The following is a 24,151-nucleotide window of genomic DNA, read 5'->3' on the forward strand; positions in this document are numbered from 1 at the left end:
CGCAAGCAGCGGTTCGCAAAGTCGCCCTTCATATTCCTGCCGACGTAACGCTGCGGTACGAGCGCGGACCGGTGCGATCTCCTCCTTTCGGGCACGGCGCTTGCGCGCGTCATGAGTTCGTCTTGCGCTCGCTGTACGTACCCATCGTCAGGAGAAACCCCTCATGAATTCACCCACTGCGGAAACGCTGCTGGACGTCGCGCCGAGCGACGTCCAGCGCGTGCCGTTGAGCTTCGACATCAACGGAAAAAAGCACCCGTTCGAAGTGGAAGCCTGGACCTCGCTGCTCGACTTGCTGCGCGAGCATTGCCATTTGAGCGGTACGAAGAAGGGCTGCGATCACGGGCAATGCGGCGCGTGCACCGCCATTGTGAATGGCCAGCGTATCAACACATGTCTCGCACTGGCAGTGGTCCACGACGGCGCATCGATCACGACGATCGAAGGGCTCGCGAACGGCGAAGAACTGCATCCGGTTCAACAGGCGTTCATCGACCACGATGCATTTCAGTGCGGCTACTGCACGCCGGGACAGATCTGCTCCGCCGTGGCGATGCTGCAGGAAGGCCATGCGAAAACCGCGGACGACGTGCGTGAACTGATGAGCGGCAACCTGTGCCGCTGCGGCGCATACGCCAACATCGTCGCCGCGATTCTCGACGCAGCGGAGGTCGAGGATAAGCACCAGGGAGCGCGGCCATGAACCGCTTCTCGTACACGCGCGCGAGCGAAGTGCCGCAAGCCATCGAACAGCATCGTGCAAATGCAGCCGCTGCGTTTATCGCAGGCGGTACCAATCTGGTGGATCTGTGGCGCGAGAACGTAGCGCATCCGCAGGTCCTGATTGACATCAACCGTTTGCCGCTCAAACAGATCGAGGCGACCGCGGCGGGCGGACTGAAGATCGGCGCTCTCGTGACCAACAGCGCGGCCGCTTACGACCCAGCCATTGCCGCGCGTTATCCATTGCTGTCCAAGGCGATTCTGGCGGGCGCTTCGCCGCAAATTCGCAATGTGGCGAGCGTGGGCGGCAATCTGCTGCAGCGCACTCGTTGTGTCTACTTCTACGATGCGGGCACGCGCTGCAACAAGCGCGAACCCGGCACCGGCTGTCCGGCAATGGAAGGCGTGAATCGGATGCACGCGATTCTCGGCGCAAGCGAACACTGCATTGCCGTGCATCCGTCCGATATGTGCGTGGCATTGGCCGCGCTCGATGCAACGGTTCATCTATCCGGGCCCAACGGAGCGCGCGTGTTGCCGTTCGCCGACTTTCACCGCCTGCCGGGCGACACGCCGCACATCGATACCAACATTCGCGACGACGAACTGATCACCGCGGTCGAATTGCCGAAGCAGGGCTTCGCGCAGCATCACGCGTACGTGAAGGTGCGTGACAGGGCTTCCTATGCGTTTGCGCTTGTCTCCGTCGCGCTGGGACTGGAACTCGACGGCGACGTGATCGTGAATGCGCATTGCGCGCTCGGCGGCGTTGCGCACAAGCCCTGGCGCAATACGGACGCTGAGGCGTCGCTGCAGGGCAAGACACTGAGCGCGGAGACGGTACGCAACTTCGCCACGGACTTGCTGCGTGACGCACGGGGCCGCCGGGGCAATGCGTTCAAGGTCGAATTGACGGCGCGCGCAATCGAGCGCGCATTTCTAGGCGCGAGACAACGTTCGTTCGAGGAGTCCGGGCTATGAACCGTATCGAGACTTTGCCTGCTCTGCGCGCGAGCGGCGTGCCGCACAAGCGCGTCGACGGCAGGCTGAAGGTGACCGGCGCCGCACAGTACGCGGCCGACTTCGCCGCCAATCGACTCACGTATGGCTTCGTCGTGTCGAGCACGATTGCGGCGGGGCGAATAGTGTCGATCGATTCATCGGCCGCGCTTGCGCTGCCGGGCGTGCTGCATGTGCTGACGTATCAGAATCGCCCTGAATTGCCTCGCGAGGACAAACCCTACAAGGACATGGTTGCGCCCGGCGGCAGTCCGCTCAGGCCGCTGTGGGACGACCGTGTGTGGTACAGCGGCCAGCCCGTCGCACTCGTGCTCGCGGAGTCTCTCGAACTCGCGCGTCATGCGGCCTCGCTCGTGGATGTGCGCTATGAGTCGGCGCCGCATCGAACGGCCATGGGCGAGGTGCTCATGGAGGCCGTGCCGCCGTCGACGGACAAGGGCGGCTTCGACACGCCGCCCGCGCCGCGCGGCGACGCCGATGCTGCGTTTGCCAGCGCCGTGGCCCGTGTCGATGCGTTCTACAGCACGCCGGCGGAATATCACAACCCGATGGAAATGCATGGCTGCACGGTCGTGCCCGACGAGCATGGCCACTTGACCGTGTATGAAAAGACGCAGGGCGTCGTCAATACGAAGTCGTATCTGACGGCCGTGTTCGGCTTGAGCGACGAGCAGGTGCAGGTGGTGTCGCCGTTTGTCGGCGGTGCATTCGGCTCGGGCCTGCGGCCGCAGTATCACCTCGCACTCGCGGTCATGGCGGCGCTCGAATTGAAGCGCCCGGTGCGAGTGACATTGACGCGCCAGCAAATGTTCACGTTTGCGCATCGGCCGCAGTCGATTCAGCGCGTGGCGTTGGGTGCCGGCGCCGACGGCAGGCTGCAGGCGGTGATTCACGAAGCCGTCTCCGAGACGTCCCAGTATGAGGACTACTGCGACGTGGTGGTGAACTGGGCCGGTCAGCTATATCAATGCGACAACGTGACGCTCGGCTACAAGGTCGTGAGGCTCGACGTGCCGACGCCCGCCGACATGCGCGCGCCGGGCGCCGCGCAAGGTCTTTTCCCGCTGGAAGCGGCAATGGACGAACTGGCCGAGGCGTTGCAGATGGACCCGCTCGAACTGCGCCTCATCAACTACGCCGAACGCGATGCGAACAAAAATCTGCCGTTCTCCAGCAAGGCGCTGCGCGAATGCTATCGCGAAGGCGCGGCTCGCTTCGGCTGGGAGAAGCGGCCGCTCGCGCCGCGCGCGCGGCGCGAGGGCACTGAGCTGATCGGCTGGGGCATGGCGACGGGCGTATGGGACGCGATGCAAAATGAAGCGTCGGCGCGCGCGGTGCTGACGCGCGACGGCCAGGTGACTGTGTCGAGCTCGACCGCGGATATCGGCACCGGCACCTACACCGCGATGACGCAGATCGCGGCGGACGCGCTCGGTGTGCCGCTTCACGACGTAGTGTTCGAACTGGGCGATACGCGCTTGCCGAAGGCGCCGCTCGAAGGCGGATCGTGGACGGTGTCGTCGGTGGGAAGCGCGGTCGATGTCGCGTGCAAGCGACTTCACAATCGACTCGTCGAACTCGCGCGGGAACATGGCGGCGCGGGTTTCGCGAGTGCCGCGCGCGAGGACATCAGGCGCGCGGGCAAGCAGATCGTGTGCGGATCGGGCAGCGAAGACGCAATCGCGATCGACACGCTATTGGAGCGCGCCGGCCTCGAATCGCTCGAAGAGCGAGCCACCGTCAAGCCGCATGAAAAGCAGCAGGCGTATTCGATGGGCACGCATTCGGCGGTTTTTGTCGAAGCGCGCGTGGACGAGGCGCTGGGCACCGTGCGCGTGACTCGGGTGGTGAGTGCCGTGGCCGCGGGTCACATCGTCAATCCGAAGACCGCGGCGAGCCAGGTGGCGGGCGGCGTGGTGTGGGGCATCAGCATGGCGCTGCACGAGGAAGGACAGTTCGACCACGACATGGGCCGGCAGATGAACCACAACCTCTCCGACTATCATGTGCCGGTCAACGCGGATATTCATGACATCGACGTGCTGTTCGTCGAGGAGCACGACGATATCGTCAATCCGCTCGGCGTGAAGGGCGTGGGTGAAATCGGCGTGCTCGGCGTGGCGGCGGCAGTGAGTAATGCTATCTGGCATGCAACCGGCAAACGCGTGCGGGACTTGCCGATTACGTTGGACAAGCTGTTCGCGTGAATGCCGGTTGTCGCGCGGAATCGAAGCGACAAGGAGCGGCAACAAGCGGCAACAACCGAAGAAACGCAGACAAATGCGAAGAAACGCGGAGCGAGGCTCGTCAGCCGCGCTCCGCTTCGTTCATGTGCTGCGGCTCGACATTCGCGTTCCGCGTATTCGCGCAGCGCGAACCACACCGGAGCATCGAAACACAGCATTAGTCGGCGTATTTGAATTCCGGCAGCGCTTCTAACGATTTTTTGGTCGCCTCCGGAAGAACCACGCGACGGTTGGTGATCTGCAGATCGTTGAACGGAACCGCCACGAGATGCTTGCCTATGCCGAGAAAACCGCCCACCGACAGAATTGCGTAGGTGCCGCGGTCGCCGCCTGGCGAGACGATCAGATCGTCGACCGTTCCAATGGTGTCCTTGTTCTTATTGAAGACGTCGGCCCCGGCGAGCTTCGACGCGCGATAGCCGCTCGCGAGTTGAACGACGTCGGTGCGCCTTTCGGTGATGGATTGCGGAGCGCCTTGTGCATAAGCGTTGCCATGCGACGCGAGTATGCCGACGAGCAGTGCTGCTGCAAGCAGCGGTCTGGCTTGCGTGCTTCCCATGTGATTTCTCCTTGTTATGTGTGGCGCCATTCGCGGCGCGTCCAGTAGCTTTCAAGCCCGTTACCGCAAATTGCGTGCCGCGGCGGCCCAAGGTCGCAAGGCCCGGGCCCGGGGATTGCTATAGGAGCGGGCCTGCTATTCATATCGCCTACACCGGAACCGCGCGCAAGCGCTTTTGCTTCTCACAGGAATCCCTATGTCATCCCCGCCCAGTTACTCCACGCGCATCGCGGAAGGCACGCCTTTTCCGCTCGGCGCGACATGGAATGGAAACGGTGTGAACTTCGCGCTGTTTTCGGCGCACGCGACCAAAGTCGAGCTATGTCTGTTCGATGAAACCGGTCAGCATGAAATTGAACGCATTGAACTGCCCGAATACACCGACGAGGTCTGGCACGTGTTCGTGCCGAATCTGAAACCGGGCGCCGTGTACGGTTATCGCGTGCATGGTCCGTATGAACCCGAGAAGGGCCATCGCTTCAATCCGAACAAGCTGCTGCTCGACCCTTATGCGAAGGCGCATATCGGCGACCTGAAATGGGCGCCCGAAATTTTCGGCTATACGCTTGGTTCGGAAGAAGGGGACCTGTCGTTCGACGAACGCGACAGCGCGCCTTTCGTGCCGAAGTGCAAGGTCGTGGACGCCACGTTTTCATGGTCGCACCCGGAGCGCAATCCGCTGCCGTGGGACCGCGTGATCTTCTACGAAACGCATGTTCGCGGCTTCACGAAGCGTCATCCCGAAGTGCCCGAGGAATTGCGTGGCACCTTCGCGGGACTCGGACAGAAAGCGGTGATCGACTACATCAGGAGCCTCGGCGTGACGTCGGTCGAACTGATGCCGATCCAGACATTTGTGAACGACAGCTATCTGCTCGAGAAGGGCCTCACGAACTACTGGGGCTACAACACCATCGGCTTTTTTGCGGCTGACCCGCGTTTCTTCGCTTCGTCGACGGATTCCGTCAGCGAGTTCAAGGGAATGGTGGACAGCTTTCACAACGCCAACCTCGAAGTCATTCTCGACGTGGTGTACAACCACACCGCCGAAGGCAACGAACGCGGGCCGACGCTTTCGTTCAAGGGCATCGACAACGCGTCGTACTACCGCCTGATGCCGGACGAGCCGCGCTATTACATCAACGATACGGGCACCGGAAACACGCTGAATCTGTCGCATCCTCGCGTGCTGCAAATGGTGACCGACAGCCTGCGTTACTGGGTGACGGAAATGAAGGTCGACGGCTTCCGCTTCGACCTCGCGACGATTCTCGGCCGCGAGCCGCACGGCTTCGACGAGGGCGGCGGCTTTCTCGACAGTTGCCGGCAAGACCCGGTTCTCTCCAGCGTGCGGCTCGTCGCGGAGCCGTGGGATTGCGGTCCCGGCGGCTACCAGGTGGGTGGCTTTCCGCCTGGCTGGGCCGAATGGAACGACCGCTTTCGCGACACGGTGCGCGCCTACTGGAAGGGCGACGAAGGCATGGTTGCCGATCTCGCCGCGCGTCTGACCGGCTCAGGGGACAAGTTCAATCATCGCGGCCGGCGCCCGTGGGCCAGCGTGAACTTCATCGCCGCTCACGACGGCTTCACGCTGAACGATCTCGTCTCGTACAACGACAAGCACAACGAGGCGAACGGCGAAGACAACAAGGACGGGCACTCGGACAACAAGTCGTGGAATATGGGCGTCGAAGGTCCAACCGACGACATCGAGATTCGTCAGCAACGTGAGCGTCAAAAGCGCAATCTGCTGGCAACGTTGCTGCTTTCGCAAGGCACGCCGATGGTTCTCGCGGGCGACGAGTTCGGCCGCACGCAGAAGGGCAACAACAACGCATATTGCCAGGACAACGAGATCAGTTGGGTGGACTGGGAAGGTATCGACGATGACGGCCGCGCGCTGACCGAGTTCGTGAGAAACCTCACGACGCTGCGTCACCGCTTGCCGGTGCTGCGTCGCAGCCGCTTTCTCACGGGCGAGTACAACGAGGCGCTCGACGTGACCGACGCGCGTTGGCTCTCGCCCGACGGCACCGATCTCACGCCTGAGCAATGGGCCGATCCGCTGATGCGCTGCTTCGGTCTCGTGATCGACGGCCGCGCGCAGGCGAGCGGCATTCGCCGTCCCGCGTCGGACGCGACCTTGTTGCTGGTGCTGAACGCGCACCACGACGTCGTCAACTTCACGTTGCCCGAGGTGGCCGAAGGCGAACGCTGGACTTGCCTGCTCGACACGAACATGCCGGTGCGCGCCGAACTGCCCCAGTTCAGCGCTGGCGACGACTATCAGGTGACGGCGCGCTCGTTACTGCTATTCGCGCTGGAGGCTCCGAGTCGCGCGACGCAACGCGTGTTCGACCGGCTGGAAGAGCAGCTCACCTCCGATGAAAGCGAAGCCCCGCCTGCTTCCTGATCGGGAATAGCACTTGCTGTTTGCCTGAAGGCCGCGCGTATTCACTCAGTGATTGCGCGTGGCCTTCGCCATGTCGGCATCCGCTTGACCTTTACTGTAGGTGACCAAATGGAACAGGAGCAGGCCTCTCAGGAGGAACAGATTCGCATGCGCGCTTATTACCTGTGGGAGCAGGCGTCGGAGCCGAAAGGCACGCCCGACGAATACTGGGAACAGGCCCGCAGCGAGATCGAAAAGGAAGCGCCGCCAGTGGAAAGCGGGCCGATTGCAGAAGAGCCGAAGAAATAAGCACATGCCAGGGAGCACTACAACAGATAGCGGCAAGCGGTACGCATCGCCATGAAGGACTTCCCCGATCCGTCGCGCGGCAGCCCTCCCACGCGCATCGACGCTCCGCCTGCCGCGTTCGGTCTCGATGCGCTGATCGCGTTGGGCGTTGGCGCGGGTCTCGTGGCGTGCCTGTACTTCGCGCGAGCGGTGCTGATCCCGGTGACGCTCGCAATTCTGCTGAGCTTTCTTGTCGCGCCGCTTGTGAAGTGGCTGGGCCGTTTGAAGCTCGGCCATGTCGCGTCGGTGTTCGCCGCTGTGGTGATTTCGGTGTCGGTGATCGGCGTGCTCGGCGCGGTGATCGCGATGCAACTGACAGAATTGGCGGCGGGTATGCCGCGCTATCAGGCGACCATCGAGCAAAAGATGGAAGCCGCGCATACGCTGACCGTGGGCAAGCTCGATCGTTTCGCCAAAGCCGCGGGCCAGGCGCTGCAACGCGCCACCGTGGAACCGTCACAGCCCGCGCCGCGTCATGATGCGTCTTCTCCCGATGGCCGCGCCGCCGCCGTTCCCGTCGAAGTGCGCGAGCCGGTGCCGACGCCGCTGGAACTCGCGCGACGCGTGTTGTCGCCGGCGATCAGTCCGCTGGAGACGGCGTTCATCGTGTTCGTCGTGATGGTCGTGATCCTCTTGCAACGCGACGATCTTCGCGACCGCGCGATCCGGTTGTTCGGCTCGCGCGACCTGCATCGCACCACCACGGTAATGGACGAAGCCGCGCGGCGCCTGAGCCGCTACTTCGTTTCGCAGCTTGGATTGAATGCAGGGCTCGGTGTCGTGATCGGCGCGGGGCTTTTCTTTATCGGCGTGCCGAGTCCGATTTTGTGGGGCATTCTCGCGGCGTTGCTGCGGCTCGTGCCGTATGTCGGCATCTGGATCGCAGGCGGGCTTGCCACCGCGCTCGCCGCCGCGGTGAGTCCCGGATGGGACATGGCGATCTGGTCCATCGCGCTTTTCGTGACGGTCGAGTTGCTGGTGGGCCAGGTGGTGGAGCCGCTGCTGTATGGACGCAGTACCGGACTCTCGCCGTTTTCGGTGGTCGTGGCGGCGATCTTCTGGAGCTGGATCTGGGGGCCAATCGGGCTGATTCTGTCGACGCCTTTGACGCTCTGCCTGCTCGTGCTCGGCCGGCATATCAGGCGTCTGGAATTTCTCGACGTGATGCTGGGCGACCAGCCCGCGCTCACGCCCGTCGAAAATTTTTATCAACGTGCGCTAGCGGGCGATCCCGACGAAGCGATCGCGCAAGCGGAGTTGCTGCTGCGCGAGCGTTCGCTGTCGGCATACTACGACGAGGTGACGATCCCGGGCCTGCAACTCGCCGCCAACGATGTCGTGCGCGGCAGCGTCACGGCGGCGCAGCTCGCGCGCATCGAGTCCACTACCAACGATCTGGTCGATGGACTCGACAGTTATCCGGACGAGCACCCGCCGCGGCTCATGGCGGAAGACGCTAGCGCCGATATCGGCCCGGTGGCGCCGTCGCGCATTGCGCCGGCGGCATCGGCGGGCATGCATGCGTTGTTTGCGAATCACGTTTCGCGCGGTGCCGCGCAAGGGCCGCGCGACGATAGCGCGGAACAAGCCGCCGAAGATGCGCTGGAGCGGGCGCAAGACCCGCCGCGCGCCGCGAATCAGCGCGTCTTGTGCATTCCCGGACGGGGCCCGCTCGATCCTCTGGCGACGACCATTCTGTTGCAGCTGCTTGGCAGGCACGGCTTCACAGCACGCTCGCTGCCGCACGAGGCCGCTTCACGCGCCATGATCGAGCAATTGAATGCCGACGACGTGGGCATCGTTTGCATCGTCTATTTGCGGATCGACGGCATTCCCTCGCATTTGCGCTACATGGTGCGGCGCATCCGCACGCGTTTGCCGAAGGCGTCGATTATCGTTGGATTGTGGGCGCGCGAGGATATCGAGAAGTGGAGCGTCGATCTGCAAAACGCAATGGGCGCGGAATGCTATGTCACTTCGTTGCAGGAGATGCTGGCCGCCTGCCGCATGTGCGCCAGCACGACAAGCGGCGAATCGCTCGCGGTGGCCAACGCCTAGAAAAGCGCTGGAAAAACAGGCAAAAAAACGCCCGGCGCTTGCGCGTCGGGCGATGTTCGTTGCAGCAGTGCTTACTTGCCTGTGGCGCCGCCTTCCGAGGACTTGCCTTCGTCGTCGGTCACGATTTTCGTTGTGCCGCCGGTAGAGGGCGGGTCGCTCGCCGGAAACGTGTCCTCGACTTCCTTGTCGATCTGCTTCTCGGTCTTGTCGGCGTTCGGATGCTGCTCCTTGGGTTCTGCCATGACGTTTCTCCTTTGGCTGATAAATGTGGTGGGCGGACGGCCACGCTGTTCGCGCGGCCTACTTGGGGTGCTTTTTACATCGGCATGTAGAGTTGCATGAAAGGTGAGCGCTCCATGAGCTAAACATCGGATTGCGTCAGGCTTCCCCGCACGACTCGCGCCCGACGATCCGCAATGCGTCGGCGCGCGCGAGCGGACCTTGACGCATAGCGTCGATCAGGTGCGCGGTCTGCGCGTCGCGTTCGCACGCGAGCACGGCTTGAACCTCGTCGTCCTTCACGTATAGCGCAGCGAACTCGTAACTATCGAGATCGCCGTCGACCACGAGTTCGTCCCAGTCGCCTGCGTGGCCGAGATATTCAAACGTCTTGCCGAAGTGATAGGTCCAGAAAAACGGCACGCCGCTATAGCGGTTGCGTGCGCCGCACATGTTTTGCGCGGCGATGCGCGCGTGCTGTTGCGCAACCCGCCAATGTTCGATTCGCAGCGGCTCCTCGTTCTCACGCAGCGGAAAGACCGCGATGTCGCCGGCGGCGTAGAGACCGGGCGCGGCCTGCATGCCTGCATTCACGATCACGCCGCCGTCTTTTTGCAGCGGCAATCCTTCGATGAAGCCAGTCGCGGGGGTAACGCCCGTACCTAACAGCACGACGTCGGCGGCGATATGCTCGCCGCTTTCCAGTATTACTTCATGCACGCTGCCTTCTTCGCCTTCGAGCGAAGCGACTTTCGCTTCCAGATGAAACCGCACGCCATTGCTTTCGTGCAGCGCGCGGAACATTGCGCCCACGCGTTCACCGAACTGCTTCGCGAAAGGCACCTTGTCCGGCGAAATAACGGTGACTTCGACACCGCGTTTGCGCAGCGCGGCGGCGGTTTCGAGTCCGATGAAACTGCCGCCGAGAATCGCTACCTGCCTGGAGGTGGTGGTGGCGGCAGAGGCGGCGTCGATTGCGAGTTCGTCGGTCGGCCCGTCGCCAAGCGCGTCGACGATTGCCGAGGCGTCGTCGAGATTGCGCAGCACATACACGCCGCCAAGCTCGCAGCCTGGAATAGAAGGGACTTTCGGCACGCTGCCGGTGGCGAGCAGCGCGGTGTCGTAAGTCAATGCGCCACCGGGTTCCAGATGAACGGTGCGCTTGGGCACATCTAGGCGCACTACCTTCGCGACGATCCGCTCCACGCCGTGCTGCTCGAACCAGTCGTGAGCGAGAAGCGGCGGCACATCGGCGGGGGCCATTCCCGCGGAAGGGACAAACTTGCTCAGCGACGTGCGGTCATACGGCGCGTGCGGTTCGTCGCCGATCAGCGTGATGCGCCCGCTAAAGCCAGACTCGCGTAGCGCAGCGCAAGCCGCAGCGCCGGCCGCGCCCGCGCCGATCACCGCGAAGTGCGGCTCCTGTGTGCGGGCAAGCTCTGTTTCGTTCGGCAGTTCGTCCGGCGTGACCAGCACGTCATCGCCGTCGACGATCACCGCGTAGCGTTCGAGCGGCACGAGCGGCGGCGGCTCCAGCACCTGGCCGGTGGACGCGTCGAACGTGCCCTTATGCCAGGGACAAACGATCCGGCCGCGGCACAGCGCGCCTTGCGCGAGCGGTCCGCCCGCGTGCGGACAGTCGGCGGAATACGCGCGCACGGTGTCGCCGTCGCGGACCAACAGGATCTTTTCGTCGTCCACGACGACGCGTTGTGCCCGGTCCTCGCGTAACTGCGAAAGCTGGGCGACGTGTCGTGCAGTCGTGGGCATGCGGGCTCCTCGAGGCGTTGCCAGATGCGGCTCCGGGCGGTAGGATCGCGCGCCGAGGCCGCGGGGGCGGAAAGAGAAAAAGCCTAAAGCTATCTGGAACAGCAATCGTCGTGCCCGGAGCCGGCTGTAGGCGGGGTCATGCAAAAACATTCTCGTTTGTTCACGTCTCGCTATGTGAATGGCCGAAAAGTACGCTAGATTCCTTTTACGGAAATAGCGCACGATCACGAGGCACGATACGTGCGACGAATTACGTGACTTCTCATGACTTTTGTGGAGATGTTGGCCGTGCAGCGTGCGGAGCGAGTTGCAGTTGATGTCCCTATGCCGTCGCGCAATTTTGCGGCGACGCGGCGTGTGCTACTCGTCGTGCTTGCCGTTTCGATTCTCTTTCCCCTTGCATGCCTCGCCGGCTACGGCTATTTCGATTACCAGCGGCGCATAGCCGATTCGAACGACATAATCGACCGGCTTGTACGCGTAACCGAGGAGCAGGCCGTCAAGGTGCTCGACCTGAATCAGCAGATGGCTGCGCGCATCGTCGAGCTGATCGGCAACGAAGACGATACGCAGCTTCGCGCGCGTGACGCGCAGTTACACAAGAGCCTGCGCGAAATCGGCGGGGACTTTCCGCAAGTGGCGTCCATCAACCTGATAGGTGTGAACGGCGATCTGCTCGTGTCGAGCCGCGCGTATCCCGCAACCGGCATCTCGATCGGTCATCGCGAAGACTTCGTCTCCGCGCGAGCGATGCGCCCGCATCCATACTTTTCGTTGCCGATGTTCGGCCCTCTATCGCAAACGGACGTGTTCAACACGACGATTGCGCGCACCGATAACGACGGCAATTTCCTCGGCGTCGTGTCGGTCGCGTTGCGCAACGAGTACTTCTCGCGCTTCTATCGCGAGCTGATCAATGGCGACTCGTCGCTCGCGTTGGCCCTTTATCGCCAGGACGGCAATCCGCTGGTGCGCTATCCGCCGTCGCCGGCAGGAGTGACGGATAGTGCGTCCGACGCGTTTGCCTCCGCGTTGCGTGACAAACAGTTGTCCGGCCACGTACGTGTCAAATCAGCGGAAGACGGCGATGCGCGGCTCGTCGCGTTTCGCCGGGTCGGCGACTATCCGCTGTATGTGTCGAGCGCCTATGCAACAGGCGCGATCGTCGACGCGTGGCGCGAGCACTTCCTTGTGATCGCCGCGTTGACCGCCGTGCCTTGTGTCGCGATCTGGATCCTGGTGCTTTACTCGCTGCGTCAACTCGACGGCGAGCGCGTCGCGTGGGAACGCTGGCAGGGCGAGGTTGCGATGCGGCTTTCGGCGGAAGCTTCGAGCCGGCAATTGCAGCGCATGGGCGCGCTCGGCAATCTGGTCGCCAACGTCGCGCACGACTTCAACAATCTGTTGATGGTTGTCTCCGCGAATATCGAGCTTGCCCGTCTGAAGCGGTTCAACAACCTCGAAAAGGAAATGACGGCGGTACAGCGCGCCACCGCCACGGCCGAATCGCTGACGCGGCGGCTGTTGAGCGTCGCAAAGAAGCAGCCGCTGAAACAGGAGCCGATCCACCTGAAGAAGTGGATGCCGGGCGCGGCGCCGCTCATCGAGGCGGCGCTCGGCGATCAGATCGAACTGGCGCAGAGCATCGTGGACGATGTATGGGATGTGCTCGCGGATCCGACCGACCTCGAGCTTGCGATCATGAACCTGGCGGTGAATGCACGCGATGCGATGCCGCGCGGCGGACGCTTCGTGATTCGTTGCCAGAACAACCGGCTGGTCGGCAGCGATACCTTGCTGCCCGATGGCGAATACGTGCTGATCGCGTGTTCCGACGACGGCGAAGGTATGCCCGAATCGGTCGCGCGGCGCGCGTTCGAGGCGCTCTTCACGACCAAGCTCAGCGGCTCGGGCGCAGGCCTCGGCTTGGCGCAGGTTCTGTCGATGTGCGAACAGGCGGGCGGCACCGCGAAGATCGACAGCGTGCCCGGCAGCGGCACGACGGTGCGGATGTATCTGCCGCGCTATCGCGAACGCCGTCAGACGCGCGTCGTGAACGAAGAAGTGGTGGAGCAGCCAGCACTGCGGCACGCGGGCATGGTGCTCCTCGTGGAAGACAACGAAGACGTCGCGGCGGGCGTCGCGGCTGTGCTGGAAACGTTCGGCTGCGCAGTGCGTCACGAGCCCACCGCCGATCAGGCGTTCGACGTACTCACCGGCGGCGAGCGCTTCGAACTCGTGCTGTCGGACATCCAGATGCCGGGCAAGCTGAACGGCATCGACCTTGCCGAAAGAGTGCGCAGCGCATGGCCCTCGCAGAAGATCGCTTTGATGACGGGCTACGCGGACGAACTCGAACGCGCGCGCCGCCTCGGCGTGGCGATACTGGCGAAACCCTTCAACATCGAGGAACTGCACGCGCTCGTGGCTTGCGAACCGTAATGCGTTGCAATCTTGAGGCACAGCCCTTGCTGAACTCCTGACGAGGCAAGCGCACGTGGCACGCCTGCGTGCGCGATCCGCTTCTATCTCGCTTCCATTCCGACAGGAGAACAGTCATGAAGATCAAGAAGGCACTGCTTATTTCCACACTGCTCACGGCTTCCTCGCTTGCCATGGCACAGGGCGCGGGCGGCTCGGGTGGCGGGGCGGGCGGCGGCCCGGCCGGCAACGACCCGAGCGCGACCGGCGGCGCGAATACCTCCACGCGCGAGGGTGGTGACGCGACATCGGGCGCAATGTCGCATTCGAAGTCGAAGAAGCACTCGTCGAAGTCGAAGACCACGAAGCCCGCAACCGACACCACCAACATGCCGGGCGCGAACGCAAGTAGCGACACGAAGGGGCAATAACCCGACGTGTCCTGAGTGAGGGCCTGCGGCGCGAATGCGCTACGGGCGCCTCGTGAATCGCCTGCTTTACCGGCGCGGCTTGGCTGACTAGCTCTTTTCCTGCGCCGCGTCGTACTTGCCGAGCGCCGCGGCGCTATTCAGACGCGCGCGTTTCAGAAGCGCCTGCTGCGCTTCGCCGACGTTGCTCGCCGCGCCTTTCCAGGCTTGCAACGGCGGCTCCTGCAACGCACGTCCATACGAGAAGCTCAGATTCCACGGCAGCGGCCCGAGGCGATTCATGGCGTCGAGGTTCGCGGTCGCTTCCTCGGGCGATTGTCCGCCGGATAAAAACACAATGCCCGGCACGGCCGAGGGCACGGTGCGTTTCAGAATCCGTACCGTGTAAGCAGCGATATCCGCAGTGGACGATTGCCGCGCGCTCTCCGAACCGGCAAGCACCATGCTCGGCTTCAACAGCATGTGTTCGAGCACCACGCGATGCCGTTGCAGCGCGACGAACACCTCGTGCAAGACCGCCTCGGTCACTTCGGCACTGCGCTCGATCGTGTGGTCGCCGTCCATCAGCACTTCCGGTTCGACGATCGGCACGATGCCCGCTTCCTGCGCGATCGCAGCGTAGCGCGCAAGCGAGTCGGCATTCGCTTCTATCGCGAGACGGCTCGGCAGGTTGGCCGCGATGTTGTAGACCGCGCGCCACTTTGCAAAGCGCGCGCCTTGCTGTTTGTAATCGACGAAGCGGCGCGCAAGGCCGTCGAGCCCTTCGGTGATTTCATCGCCCGGAGCATGAGCAAGCGCAACCTTGCCGAGGTCCACCTTGATGCCCGGCACGATCCCGTTCTTCGCTGCGACTTCTGGGAACGGCGTGCCGTTGTCAGCTTTCTGGCCGAGCGTCTCCTCGTAGAGAATCACGCCGCTCACAAATTCGCCGAGGCCCGGCGTGGTGAGCAGCAGATTGCGATACGCACGGCGGTTTTCCTCGGTGGAGTCGAGGCCGATCGTCTTGAAGCGTTTCGCGATGGTGGGGCCGCTTTCGTCGGCGGCGAGCAGGCCCTTGCCGGGCTGAACCATTGCGTCGACGGTGGCTTGCAGTTCGCTACGGGTGTCCATGAGATGTGCTCCCTTTGTTCCGGTTGCGGAAGGAAAACTGCGGCCGCGGCGCATTGGCGGCCGCTGCACTACCTGCGTTATTCGCCGATCAGATGCAGCACGATGTCGCGATGCTGCGTATGACGTCGATGCTCGAACAGATACAGGCCTTGCCATGTGCCGAGCACCATCTGCCCATGCTCGACCGGTACGCTCAATTGCACTTGCGTCAACGCGGTGCGCAAATGCGCGGGCATGTCGTCGGGCCCTTCGGCGTCGTGCTCGTAGCGTTGCTTGTCTTCGGGTGCGAGGTTCGCGAAGTAGCGCTCGAGATCTCGCTGCACCGACGGGTCGGCATTCTCCTGAATCAGCAGTGACGCCGACGTATGACGGCAAAAGAGAGTCAGCAGTCCGGTGTCGATGTCCTGCGCCGCGACGAAGCGGTGCGCTTCGTCGGTGAATTCGACGAGTCCGCGAGAGGGCGCCTTGACGCTCAGATGGTGGATGGCCTGTCGCATGATGGAAGCGCTCGACTCCGGTTCAGAGCGACGCGAATGCGTCGGCGATCTGTTCCACGCTTCCAGGGCGAACGACGCGCGCCACTTCCGCGCCGTCGCGCATGAAAATCAGCGTGGGCCATAGCTTGACCTTGAACGAGCGGCCTAACGGCCGGCCGGGACCGTCCTCGATCTTCAGGTGCCTGACACCGGCATGCGCTTCAAAAGCCTTTGCAATCGACGGCTGCGCACCCTGGCAGTAGCCACACCAGTCCGTGCCGAATTCGATGACGGTGGCGCCTGGCAGCGCGTCGATATCGGCTCTTGAAGGTGCTTTGATCGAATAGGGTGTCCGGATTGCCATGCATGCTCCGCTGCGGGTTCAGATATGCGCTCTGGGGTTGGAAAGGCGGGTTGGAAAGGCGCGCCCGCTGCCGCGGACACGCGCCGCACTCTGGTTTGATAAGAGTACCAGCTATTGGTTCGAGAGTTGGCGGGGCGGGCATTCGACACGAACGCACACGCTGGGCGCGCGCTCGAAAAGCGAGGCTATGTCGTACCATGAGCCAGCGCGGGCGCCTGCGGGAGTAGATATTGCTAGCACCTGAGCCTCGAATACCACGCATATGGCCGGTAAGACGAAGCGCCAACGCGTGGACGCGCAGGTTCAACCGTCATGGAGGCATGTCATGCCATCAGCATTGATCGTCAAGCGGTCCGTCGGACTCCCTGCAAGGCTACGCCGCGGCGTGAAATGTGCGATGCTCGCATGCTCGCTCGGCGCCGCGCTGCCAGGCTACAGCGCCGATGTGACTTCTGCGCCTTCGGCCGCGTCGCAGGAGGCGCCGGCTGCGGTCCCCGCCGCGCGCGCCGCCAACGCGCCCGACGACACTTTCCTGCTCACGATCTTTTTGCGCCACGACGAATCCAGGCCGCTGCCGAAGATCAACGAGCAATTGCGCGCACAGGGTTTCTTCAAGGCTTTCCCGCCGCCCGGTATAGAAGTGGTGTCGTGGTACGTGATGATGGGCATCGGTCAGGTGGTCACACTGCGTGTGCCCGCGAGCCGGTTGCGCGAGGTCAATCGCGCGATTGAGACGACCGCGTGGGGCGGCTATCGCACCGAGTTCTATCCGACGTATGACTACAAGGCGCTCGCGCAGCAGATGCGCGCGAACGACGGCAAGTAGCGTGCTTGGCCGGTCCGGTCCGCTCGCTATCCGGCATATCGCCCGCCGCCATGAATTTGGGATGCATCCCCGCGCCTTTACGCGCCCTCACGCGCGGCCGATAATGCCCCGTCATTCCCGCCACGAAGCCCGCCGCGCGCGCCGCGCCTTGCAGGCTTGCTTGCTCTGAGCCCACAGCCGCCCGTGTTGAAAACCTCACGTTTTTTTGGCCTGCTGCACATCCCCGGCTTCAAGCCGCTCGCCGCCGCCACGCTGATGCTGGGCGTCGCCATGTCGTTCACCGCTCCGTATCTGTCGCTCTTCGGTGTCGAGCGCGCCGGTATGACGCCGTTCCGGCTCGGCGTGTTCATGACGCTGATTGCGGCAAGCGGCGTCCTTGCGAGCACCTTCGCCGGCCGCTGGAGCGACGCGAGCGGCCGGCATCGGCCTTTGCTGCTGGCGGCGCTGGTGCTCGCCGCCCTCGGCTACCTGTGTTTATGCGTGGTGCGCGATTACCGGCTGTTGCTCGTCGTCGGCATCGTCTTCATAGGGGCCGGCGGTTCGGCCATCTCGATGATTTTCTCGTTCAGCCGCGCCGCGCTGCCAGTACCCGACGCGGCCGAGCGCGTGTTTGCGAGCGCGACGCTGCGCACGATCCTCTCGGCGGCGTGGGTGTTCGGGCCGTCGGTGGGCGCGCTGGTGCTGGCGGCAACGAGTTTCTACGGGCTCTTTCTGTTCGCCGCGGCGAGCTTCGCCGCGTGCGCCGCCATTGTCTGGCGCATGCGCGAGCCGCAAGGGCATCTCGGCGATCACACGGTTCAGGACACGGCCTCCGAGCCGTCGGCGTCGATCACGGTACCGCCGTTGATCGAGCCGGGCGAAGACGCGCACGAGGACTTGCCGGGCGTTGCATCGGCGAACGATATCGGCCGCGCGGTCGCGGCGCTGGCCTTGCTCGGGCTCGCCGCGAACGCCACGATGATCGTCTTGCCGCTTTACATCGTGCATGGTCTGAGCGGCACGCATCTGGACGTGTCGGTGATGCTCGGCCTCGGCGCACTGACCGAAATTCCAATGATGCTCGCGCTCGGCGCGAAGTCTTCCAGCTTGCACAAGCCGAACTGGCTGGCTGCATGCGCGGCGGTTCACGCTATGTATTTCGTCGCAATGTCGCTCGCTGGAAACGTGCATGTGCTGATACCGATGCAGATTCTCAACGCGTTCGTGGTGGCCGTGACTTCCTGCCTCGGCATGACCTACGTGCAGGATCTGATGCCGCATTCGCCGGGGCGCGCCACGGCGCTTTTCTTCAACGCGGCGCGGGTCGGCTCGATTCTGTCGGGCGTGTTGTCCGGTTTGCTGGTGCAGGCTTTCAGCTATCGAGGAACCTTCCTTTTCTGCGGCTTGCTGGCGCTGTGCGCGCTCGTGTTGTTTGCCGTGCCCGGCTATCGCTATCCGATCATGTGGCGAGCGGTGCGGCGTTTCGCTCGTACGCAATACGGCAAGCTTCAATCGGAGCGCTCGCTGCGCGGCGGTCGCGAGCCTTGATCTGCGGTGGCATGCATCGCACGCGCAGCCGAAGCTTGCATCTCGCTGAACGAGAGGAACTTTACGCCGCACAAAACCTCTGCAATGAGGCGTATCGTTCTTACGAACGACGCGGTTGCTGTCGCCAAAGCAGCTAAGCGGTTAACGCAGTCAACGCGGCCGAAGCAACCAGCGCAGCATCGCCTGAACTCACAGCAATCGCAGCAATCGCAGCATGAACATCTAACTGAACCAGGCAGCGTCACGAAGCACTTTCGGGAGCGGTGAAATGCAGCTAGGCATGATTGGATTGGGACGGATGGGCGCCGACATGGTGCGGCGCCTGACAAAGGGCGGTCAACAATGCATCGCCTACGACGTACAGCCCGCTGCCGTCGAGCGGCTCGGGCAGGAAGGCGTGATGGGCGCAGCGTCGCTCGAAGACCTCGTGGCGAAACTCGATAAGCCGCGAGCGGTGTGGCTGATGGTACCCGCCGCCGTGGTAGACGGCACGCTCGACAAACTCCTGCCGTTGCTGGAACCGGGCGACATCGTCATCGACGGCGGCAATTCCTATTACCACGACGACATCCGCCGGGGCGCCCAGTTGGCCGAGCGCAAGCTTCACTATGTGGACGTCGGCACGAGTGGCGGCGTCGCCGGGCGCGAGCGCGGCTACTGCCTGATGATCGGCGGCGAGGCGGAGGTCGTTCAACGGCTCGAGCCGATTTTCTCGACGCTTGCGCCAGGCGCAGCGGCAGCGCCCGCCACGCCAGGACGCCCCGAGGGCAGCAGCACGGCCGAGCAGGGCTTCCTGCATTGCGGCCCGATAGGCGCGGGGCACTTCGTCAAGATGGTTCATAACGGCATTGAATACGGCTTGATGGCCGCCTACGCCGAGGGCCTGAATATCCTGCGTCATGCCGACGCCGGCAAGCATGCGCGCGAAGCGGATGCCGAGACTTCGCCGCTGCGTCGTCCGGAGCTTTATCAGTACGATCTGAACCTGGCGGATATCGCCGAAGTGTGGCGGCGCGGCAGCGTGATCGGCTCGTGGCTGCTCGACCTGATCGCCGGCTCGCTCGTCGGCGACGCCGATCTGAGGAACTACGCAGGACGCGTATCCGACTCGGGCGAAGGGCGCTGGACGATGGCGGCGGCCGTCGACGAGGGCGTGCCCGCGCCGGTGCTGAGCGCGGCGCTCTTCGGCCGTTTCAATTCGCGCGGCGAAGCGGACTTCGCAAACCGCGTGTTGTCGGCAATGCGCCATGACTTCGGCGGTCACGCTGAAAAACCGGCTGCGCCGTCGGGCAGCCAGCAGGGCTGATTGTCCCGACCCTCCGGCTCACAGCACAGCCGATCTCATGGAGCCGCACATGCAAGCCACACGATCCACTGAAACCACGCCGCACGACGTTGTTTTCCTGTTCGACTGCGACAACACGTTGCTCGACAACGATCACGTGCTATCGGATTTGCGCGCCCACATGATGCGCGAGTTCGGGACTGAGAACAGTACCCGTTATTGGGAGATCTTCGAGCAATTGCGCGGCGAGCTCGGCTACGCGGATTATCTCGGCGCGCTGCAGCGTTACCGCACCGAGCATCCACGGGACACGCGCCTCCTGCTGATGTCGTCGTTCCTGATCGACTATCCGTTTGCGAACCGGCTCTATCCAGGCGCGCTGGATGCCTTGCAGCACGTCGCGAAACGCGGGCCCACGGTGATTCTGTCGGATGGCGACGTTGTGTTCCAGCCGCGCAAGATCGCGCGTTCGGGCTTGTGGGAAGAGGTCGAGGGCCGCGTGCTGATCTACATCCACAAAGAGCTCATGCTCGACCAGGTAATGGAATGCTACCCGGCGCGCCACTACGTGATGGTCGACGACAAGTTGCGGATTCTCACGGCAATGAAGAAAGTTTGGGGCAGCAGGTTGACCACGGTATTTCCGCGTCAGGGTCATTACGCTTTAGACCCCAAGGAGATATCGAGCAATCCGCCCGCGGACGTGAGCATCGAGCGGATTGGCGATCTCGCGCAACTGGATGTGGAAACGCTGTTGGCCGGGAAGCCTTAGGCGTTGCGAATGCGCTGCGCATCTACCGGACAGCCATTGCGGTCTGCTCACTGAGCATGCCGGGATGCGCCGCTGATCACAGGATCGCGCGCGTCACGAGTCTTGCGCTTTCAACCTGGCTTGCGCATCGGCGGCGCCCATTTTGCCGGCCGCATCGAGCGCGCTAGTTCCGCTGGCGTCGCGTGCATTGCGATTTGCTCCGTGCGCGATCAGCAGGTCCATGATCGCCGTGCGGTTGAACATTGCGGCCACCATCAGCGCAGTGCGTCCGTCGGGCGACGCGCCTTCCACATCGGCCCCGTGCGCGAGCAAGGTTTCGACCACAGCGTCGAAGCCCTTGAAGGCCGCGCCTGCAAGAGGTGTCTGCCCGTTATTGTTGCGCAGGTTCGGGTCCGCGCCGCGTTCGAGCAGCGTGCGCACGGCATCCACGTGTCCGTGATAGCTTGCGAGCATCAGCAGACTGTCGCCCTTGTCGTTGCGCAGATTCGGCGGCACGCCTTTTTCGATCACCGCTGCGAGCATGGCGGCGTCGCCAGCACGCGCAAGATCGAACACCTGCTGCGCGACTTCGAGCAGCTGCGGGTCGATGGGTTGCATGGAAGGAGGGGACGGGTCGGCTGGGTTAGTCATTGAAATCTCCTTGCAATAAAGCCGTGCGCCTCGACGCATAAACACCGGCAGCATACACAGATCGTGCAGCCGCCGCGTGCACCGCGCGTTGCTAAACAGCGGCGAAAAGTTTTACCAGCAACCCGAACACGCCAACCAGAACGGCCACGCCCGCGCACAGCAGCACGAGCGTGACAAGAAGAACGAGCGGCGCTTTCAAACGGTTGGGTGTCGGCATGATCAATGTGTATGGTTAACTACCAGGAGATGAACACTGCAGTGTGACGAGTACGACGAGATCTCATAGTCGCGATCCACAGCTTAAGCGTTTCGCTCAATGCGTGCAGCAAGGCTGGCGTAAGACTTGCAGCGCGACGCGCGGCGAGGGTGGGTCTTGAGCAGCATCAAGCTTTTCGCCGAGTGTCCCGAACGATGGTACGTGTATCCGGTCACACCGCTGACGACCGGCGCGCAACGGCGAACTATCCTCCATGTAACGCTCCACGCACACGCGGCTGTCATGTCAAACGCATGACGCTCATCCGCGAAGCTTCGCAACATCCGCCAACCTGCCTGACAGTCCTTACGAGGAGTGACGCCATGGCTGAGACAACCTCCCGTCCCACCCCGCCACAAACGCTGGACCCCGATACGCTGCGCAACATGGATCGTTACTGGCGCGCGTGCAACTATCTGTCCGCCGGCATGATCTATCTGCGCGACAATCCGTTGCTGCGCGAGCCGCTCAAGCCCGAGCACATCAAAAATCGTTTGCTTGGACACTGGGGCTCGGACCCTGGGCAGAGTTTCCTGCTCGTGCATCTAAACCGGCTCATCAAGAAGCTCGATCTGAATGTGATCTTCATTTCGGGGCCAGGCCATGGCGCGCCTGCCACGCTCGCCAATTGTTATCTGGAAGGACACTACTCGGAAATCTATCCGGACCGTAGTGAAGACGAAGCCGGCATGCGGCGCTTTTTTCGGCAGTTTTCGTTTCCCGGGGGCATCGGCTCGCATTGCACGCCCGAAACACCTGGGTCGATCCATGAAGGCGGCGAACTGGGCTACAGCCTGTCGCACGGCTACGGCGCCGCATTCGATAACCCCGACCTGATCGTCGCCGTAATGGTCGGCGACGGCGAGGCCGAAACCGGACCGCTCGCCACCTCGTGGCATTCGAACAAGTTCCTCAATCCGATCCGCGACGGCGCTGTGCTGCCGGTTCTGCATCTGAATGGGTACAAGATTGCGAACCCGACTGTGCTCGCGCGGATTCCACGCGAGGAACTCGAAGCGCTGTTGACCGGATACGGCCACAAGCCGTATTTCGTCGAAGGGGACGATCCCGAGGTCATGCATCAGCAGATGGCGGCCACGCTCGAACAGTGCGTCGGCGAAATCCGCGCGATCCAGCAGCAGGCACGCGAGAACAACGACGTGACGCGGCCGCGCTGGCCGATGATCGTGCTGCGCTCGCCCAAAGGCTGGACCGGTCCCAAGGAAGTCGACGGCCACAAGGTGGAAGGTTCATGGCGCGCGCATCAGGTGCCGATTGCCGATCCTGTGACGAACAGCAAGAGCCTGAAACTGGTAGAAGGCTGGCTGCGCAGTTATGAGCCTGAATCGCTGTTCGACGCTAGCGGCCGCCTCGTCGAAGAATTGCGCGAACTCGCGCCGAAGGGCGCGCGCCGCATCAGCGCCAATCCGCATGCGAACGGCGGCGTGCTGTGCAAGATGCTCGACATGCCCGCGTTTCGCGACTATGCGGTCGACGTGAGAAAGCCCGCGTCCGCATACACGTCGCCGACTCAGGTGCTTGGTGAGTTTCTGCGCGATGTCATGCGCAACAACATGACCAACTTCCGCGTGTTCGGCCCCGATGAAACCGCAAGCAACAAGTTGACTGCCATCTACGAAGCATCGGGCAAGACATGGCTCGCGGAGGGCGAACCCGGCGACGCGGACGGCGGCGCGCTCTCGGCCGACGGCCGCGTGATGGAAATGCTCAGCGAACACACGCTGGAAGGCTGGTTCGAAGGTTACGTGCTGACCGGGCGACATGGGCTGTTCGCCACTTACGAAGCCTTCGTGCACGTGATCGATTCGATGTTCAACCAGCACGCGAAGTGGCTCGAAAAAGCAAAACGCGAGCTGGGCTGGCGTCAGCCGGTGCCGTCGATCAATCTGCTGATCACGTCGCTCGTGTGGCGCCAGGATCACAATGGTTTTACGCATCAGGACCCCGGTTTCCTCGACGTGGTGACGAACAAGAGCCCTGACGTGGTCCGTATCTACATGCCGCCCGACGCGAACTGCCTGCTGAGCGTGGCCGATCACTGCCTGCGTTCGCGCGACTACGTGAACGTGACCGTCGCCGACAAGCAGCCGCACCTGCAGTATCTCGACATGGATGCAGCCGTTACGCATTGCACGAAGGGCATCGGCATCTGGGACTGGGCGTCGACCGATCAGGGTGCCGAGCCGGACGTGGTGATCGGCTGTGCGGGCGACATCGCGACAATGGAAGCGCTCGCCGCCGTGGAGATTCTCAAGGAGCGTTTCCCGGATCTGAAAATCCGTTTCGTCAATGTGGTCGATCTGTTCCGGCTGATGCCCGAGCATGCACATCCGCATGGACTGTCGAGCCGCGACTTCGATTCGCTGTTCACGACGAGCAAGCCGGTGATTTTCAATTTCCATTCGTATGCGTCGCTGGTTCACAAGCTGACCTATAACCGGACCAACCACGAGAATCTGCATGTGCACGGTTATCACGAGAAGGGCAACATCAACACGCCGCTCGAACTCGCGATCATCAATCAGGTGGACCGTTTCTCGCTGGCTATCGACGTGATCGACCGCGTGCCGAAGCTGCGCGGTGTCGGCGATCACGCGAAAGAATGGCTGCGCGGCCAGATTATCGAGCATCTTAATTACGCGCATGCCGAGGGCATCGACAAGGAAGAAATCCGCAACTGGACGTGGAAAAACTGAGCGA

General features: G+C 63.0%; 21 protein-coding genes. 13 read left to right on the forward strand and 8 right to left on the reverse strand.

Annotated elements, in window-relative coordinates; genetic code table 11:
• Positions 1 to 163 precede the first annotated feature (163 nt).
• The 3 genes from RW095_RS21305 to RW095_RS21315 are packed head-to-tail and all read left to right on the forward strand — an operon-like array spanning position 164 to position 3,950.
• A complete protein-coding gene (locus RW095_RS21305) occupies positions 164 to 703 on the forward strand; it encodes a (2Fe-2S)-binding protein (protein ID WP_317018167.1) in 540 nt (179 codons plus the stop codon).
• Complete coding sequence (locus RW095_RS21310) at positions 700 to 1,704, forward strand: FAD binding domain-containing protein (protein ID WP_317018169.1); 1,005 nt, start codon at positions 700 to 702, stop codon at positions 1,702 to 1,704. Before RW095_RS21305 ends, RW095_RS21310 begins: the two co-directional genes overlap by 4 nt.
• The gene (locus RW095_RS21315; protein ID WP_317018171.1) at positions 1,701 to 3,950 is read left to right on the forward strand and encodes a xanthine dehydrogenase family protein molybdopterin-binding subunit; all 2,250 of its coding nucleotides are present in this window, start codon (positions 1,701 to 1,703) and stop codon (positions 3,948 to 3,950) included. The genes RW095_RS21310 and RW095_RS21315 overlap by 4 nt, the downstream gene beginning before the upstream one ends.
• A gap of 196 nt (positions 3,951 to 4,146) precedes the next feature.
• On the opposite strand, the gene RW095_RS21320 is transcribed toward RW095_RS21315, so the two are convergent.
• Positions 4,147 to 4,548: a PRC-barrel domain-containing protein gene (locus tag RW095_RS21320; RefSeq protein WP_128591655.1), complete on the reverse strand. Its 402-nt coding sequence runs from the start codon at positions 4,546 to 4,548 to the stop codon at positions 4,147 to 4,149.
• 196 nt (positions 4,549 to 4,744) lie between these two features.
• On the opposite strand from RW095_RS21320, the gene glgX reads away from it, so the two are divergent.
• From glgX to RW095_RS21335, 3 genes are all read left to right on the forward strand, one after another.
• Entirely contained in the window at positions 4,745 to 6,961 is a 2,217-nt protein-coding gene (glgX, locus tag RW095_RS21325; RefSeq protein ID WP_317018173.1) for a glycogen debranching protein GlgX, read from the forward strand.
• Positions 6,962 to 7,069: 108 nt separating this feature from the next.
• On the forward strand, positions 7,070 to 7,249 hold the full coding sequence (locus tag RW095_RS21330; RefSeq protein WP_128591973.1) for a DUF2934 domain-containing protein: 180 nt from the start codon (positions 7,070 to 7,072) through the stop codon (positions 7,247 to 7,249).
• Between the two features lie 51 nt (positions 7,250 to 7,300).
• Positions 7,301 to 9,346 (forward strand): AI-2E family transporter, encoded by a 2,046-nt coding sequence (locus RW095_RS21335; protein ID WP_317018175.1) that lies wholly within the window; start codon positions 7,301 to 7,303, stop codon positions 9,344 to 9,346.
• A 71-nt stretch (positions 9,347 to 9,417) separates the two neighbouring features.
• Here the strand turns inward: RW095_RS21335 and RW095_RS21340 are convergent, their stop codons facing one another.
• Positions 9,418 to 9,588: a hypothetical protein gene (locus RW095_RS21340; RefSeq protein WP_317018176.1), complete on the reverse strand. Its 171-nt coding sequence runs from the start codon at positions 9,586 to 9,588 to the stop codon at positions 9,418 to 9,420.
• A 136-nt stretch (positions 9,589 to 9,724) separates the two neighbouring features.
• The gene (locus RW095_RS21345) at positions 9,725 to 11,335 is read right to left on the reverse strand and encodes an FAD-dependent oxidoreductase (RefSeq protein WP_317018178.1); all 1,611 of its coding nucleotides are present in this window, start codon (positions 11,333 to 11,335) and stop codon (positions 9,725 to 9,727) included.
• Between the two features lie 288 nt (positions 11,336 to 11,623).
• Here RW095_RS21345 and RW095_RS21350 point away from each other — a divergent pair, with 288 nt between their 5' ends.
• Together RW095_RS21350 and RW095_RS21355 are read left to right on the forward strand one after the other, a co-directional pair.
• On the forward strand, positions 11,624 to 13,777 hold the full coding sequence (locus tag RW095_RS21350; protein WP_317019924.1) for a hybrid sensor histidine kinase/response regulator: 2,154 nt from the start codon (positions 11,624 to 11,626) through the stop codon (positions 13,775 to 13,777).
• Positions 13,778 to 13,893: 116 nt separating this feature from the next.
• Entirely contained in the window at positions 13,894 to 14,187 is a 294-nt protein-coding gene (locus tag RW095_RS21355; RefSeq protein ID WP_317018179.1) for a hypothetical protein, read from the forward strand.
• Positions 14,188 to 14,274: 87 nt separating this feature from the next.
• On the opposite strand, the gene RW095_RS21360 is transcribed toward RW095_RS21355, so the two are convergent.
• The 3 genes from RW095_RS21360 to RW095_RS21370 all read right to left on the reverse strand — a co-directional run bounded on the left by RW095_RS21360 (position 14,275) and on the right by RW095_RS21370 (position 16,134).
• The gene (locus RW095_RS21360) at positions 14,275 to 15,294 is read right to left on the reverse strand and encodes a class I fructose-bisphosphate aldolase (protein WP_317018181.1); all 1,020 of its coding nucleotides are present in this window, start codon (positions 15,292 to 15,294) and stop codon (positions 14,275 to 14,277) included.
• A gap of 77 nt (positions 15,295 to 15,371) precedes the next feature.
• Positions 15,372 to 15,791, reverse strand: a complete 420-nt coding sequence (locus RW095_RS21365) for a secondary thiamine-phosphate synthase enzyme YjbQ (RefSeq protein WP_317018182.1) — start codon at positions 15,789 to 15,791, stop codon at positions 15,372 to 15,374.
• Between the two features lie 22 nt (positions 15,792 to 15,813).
• The gene (locus RW095_RS21370; protein WP_128596873.1) at positions 15,814 to 16,134 is read right to left on the reverse strand and encodes a thioredoxin family protein; all 321 of its coding nucleotides are present in this window, start codon (positions 16,132 to 16,134) and stop codon (positions 15,814 to 15,816) included.
• Positions 16,135 to 16,459: 325 nt separating this feature from the next.
• Between RW095_RS21370 and RW095_RS21375 the strand changes: the two genes are divergently transcribed.
• From RW095_RS21375 to RW095_RS21390, 4 genes are all read left to right on the forward strand, one after another.
• Entirely contained in the window at positions 16,460 to 16,960 is a 501-nt protein-coding gene (locus RW095_RS21375) for a hypothetical protein (RefSeq protein WP_317018185.1), read from the forward strand.
• Between the two features lie 183 nt (positions 16,961 to 17,143).
• The gene (locus RW095_RS21380) at positions 17,144 to 18,487 is read left to right on the forward strand and encodes a sugar efflux transporter (RefSeq protein WP_317018186.1); all 1,344 of its coding nucleotides are present in this window, start codon (positions 17,144 to 17,146) and stop codon (positions 18,485 to 18,487) included.
• A gap of 268 nt (positions 18,488 to 18,755) precedes the next feature.
• Complete coding sequence (gnd, locus tag RW095_RS21385; protein WP_317018188.1) at positions 18,756 to 19,793, forward strand: phosphogluconate dehydrogenase (NAD(+)-dependent, decarboxylating); 1,038 nt, start codon at positions 18,756 to 18,758, stop codon at positions 19,791 to 19,793.
• Positions 19,794 to 19,842: 49 nt separating this feature from the next.
• Positions 19,843 to 20,544 (forward strand): HAD family hydrolase, encoded by a 702-nt coding sequence (locus RW095_RS21390; protein ID WP_317018189.1) that lies wholly within the window; start codon positions 19,843 to 19,845, stop codon positions 20,542 to 20,544.
• 93 nt (positions 20,545 to 20,637) lie between these two features.
• On the opposite strand, the gene RW095_RS21395 is transcribed toward RW095_RS21390, so the two are convergent.
• Positions 20,638 to 21,174: an ankyrin repeat domain-containing protein gene (locus tag RW095_RS21395; protein ID WP_317018191.1), complete on the reverse strand. Its 537-nt coding sequence runs from the start codon at positions 21,172 to 21,174 to the stop codon at positions 20,638 to 20,640.
• Between the two features lie 91 nt (positions 21,175 to 21,265).
• Entirely contained in the window at positions 21,266 to 21,391 is a 126-nt protein-coding gene (locus RW095_RS21400; protein WP_317018193.1) for a hypothetical protein, read from the reverse strand.
• Between the two features lie 362 nt (positions 21,392 to 21,753).
• Here RW095_RS21400 and RW095_RS21405 point away from each other — a divergent pair, with 362 nt between their 5' ends.
• A complete protein-coding gene (locus RW095_RS21405; RefSeq protein ID WP_317018194.1) occupies positions 21,754 to 24,147 on the forward strand; it encodes a phosphoketolase family protein in 2,394 nt (797 codons plus the stop codon).
• The last annotated feature ends 4 nt before the right edge of the window (positions 24,148 to 24,151 follow it).

Origin of the sequence: Paraburkholderia kirstenboschensis (genome assembly GCF_032806925.1) — a bacterium.
In the GTDB taxonomy this organism is placed as follows: Bacteria; Pseudomonadota; Gammaproteobacteria; order Burkholderiales; family Burkholderiaceae; genus Paraburkholderia; species Paraburkholderia kirstenboschensis.